Origin of the sequence: Guyparkeria sp. SCN-R1 (assembly GCF_003932495.1) — a bacterium.
GTDB lineage: Bacteria > Pseudomonadota > Gammaproteobacteria > Halothiobacillales > Halothiobacillaceae > Guyparkeria.
This window is the reverse complement of the sequence record NZ_QZMT01000041.1, coordinates 1-1,998: the sequence shown is the minus strand read 5'-3', so window position 1 is coordinate 1,998 and position 1,998 is coordinate 1. Positions and strand designations below refer to the sequence as shown.

Annotated in this window: 1 protein-coding gene; it reads left to right on the top strand. The window is 62.3% G+C overall.

The annotated features are described in order from the left end of the window. The first annotated feature begins 162 nt into the window (after positions 1 to 162). Entirely contained in the window at positions 163 to 1,830 is a 1,668-nt protein-coding gene (locus D5687_RS11050) for a hypothetical protein (RefSeq protein ID WP_125199825.1), read from the top strand. Positions 1,831 to 1,998: the final 168 nt, after the last annotated feature.

Here is a 1,998-nt window from a genome sequence, read left to right as displayed (position 1 = left end):
TGGTATCAACCATCTGAGGGTGGTATCAGATTGATGGGGTGAAGGTGCCCCATCAACCATTAAATCCGTATACCCTCTTTTTTCCCAGGCTGGGGCCGGCATCAACCAATGGCGTGGGCCAACCGGCCGGCGTGATGTTTTCTTCTCGTGGAGGCCTTGCCGATGACATTCTCTCGCCCGTTTCTCGCGATCGTTCTCGCGACCTCGTCCGTGGCAGCCTTCGCCGGTGACGAACCCAGCGGTATGTCTCTCGACGGCGTCGAGAACCACGAGGCGGTCATCCCGCCCCAGTGCTACACGCGCACTGAAGAGCGGTTCAATCCCTGCTTCACCTGCCACCAGAGCTACGAGGACGAGAAGCGCCCGAACTACATGCGGGATGCCAAGCTCCAGGCTGAGTATGACTTCTCCGATTTCGCCATGACCAACCGCTGGTCGAACCTGTTCCGCGATCGCTCCGATGAAGTGGCGGCGATCAGCGACGAGGAGATCCTCGAGTACATCACCGAGGACAACTATTCGGCACTGGCCGGGCGTCTGGAGTCGATGGGCTGGGACGGGTTCATCCCCGATCTCGATGACCTGCACCTGGCCGGCGGGGCGTTTGATGAACACGGGTTCGCGCGCGACGGCAGTGGCTGGGTGGCGTTCAACTACAAGCCCCTGCCGAGCACCTTCTGGCCGACGAACGGCTCGACCGACGACGTCTTGCTGCGCCTGCCGGAGCACTTTCGTCAGGCCAGCGAGTGTTCGGGCGAGGGCGGTTATTCGGTCGATGCCTACCGCGCGAATCTCGCCATCCTGGAGGCCGCCATCAAGGATCTCCCCGAGATCACCAGCCTGCCGGTCGACGAGAACGCGGTATGCGCGGACCTCGACGGGGATGGCGAACGCACCGTGGTGACGCGGATCCAGCGCCCCGACCATTACGTCGGCGATGCCAGCGAGGTGGCGGTAGCATCCATGCTCTACCCGGAAGGCACCCAGTTCCTGCACACGGTGCGCTATGTCGGCGTGACCGAGGATGGCCAGATCACGCCCACGCCGCGCATGAAGGAAGTGCGGTACATGAAGAAGCTCGCCTTCCATGACCGCGACGAGCTGCGCGAGATCTACGAGGGATCGGAAGAGGGCCACGACGAGGGCCATGACGACGGGGACCACGAGGAGGAGCACGGGGACGGCGATCACGGTCACGAACTAGACGCGGACACGCTCCCGGGTTTTGCTGATACCGGCCACGGCCTGACGAACGACTTCGGCTGGCTCGTGCTCGGGTTCATCGAGGACAAGCAGGGCGAACTTCGCCCGCAGACGAAAGAAGAGCAGCTTTTCTGCATGGGCTGCCACAGCACCATCGGCGCGACCATCGACCAGACGTTTGCCTTCCCGCGCAAGGTTACCGGGGCCGATGGCTGGGGCTACCTTGATCTCAAGGGAATGAAGGATGCGCCGAACGTTGGCGAGGTCGACGGCGAGATCCTGACCTACTTCAAGCGGGTCGGTGGCGGCAGCGAGTTCCGCAACAACCCGGAAATGCAGGCCCGCTGGTTTACCGACGACGCCGAGGTGGACCGCGACAAGGTCGAGGCCGCCGACGTCCATACCCTGATCACGCCTTCACCCGAGCGTGCCCTGCGGCTCAACAAGGCCTATCGCGTGATCGTCGAGGAGCAGAGCTTCATCCACGGACGCGATGCAACGGTCGTACCGCCGGAAAACGTCATCGAGAAAGTGGACGCCAGCGAGCCACCGCTGCCCGAGGAGCATCAGTACAACTGGGATATTCGCCTGGACTGGTCGCAAGTGGACCGCTCGAGCGAGAGGTAATGGGCCGATTCGTTGTTCAGTCGAAATCGGTGCGGTTGCGCAACCCCTCGGAGTCGGTCGCTGGGGTGAGGCCGAGTCAAAGCCACCCTTCAGGGCAGCAGGATTTTCACTTCGGGTATACGGATTTAATGGTTGATGGGGCACCTTCACCCCATCAATCTGATACCA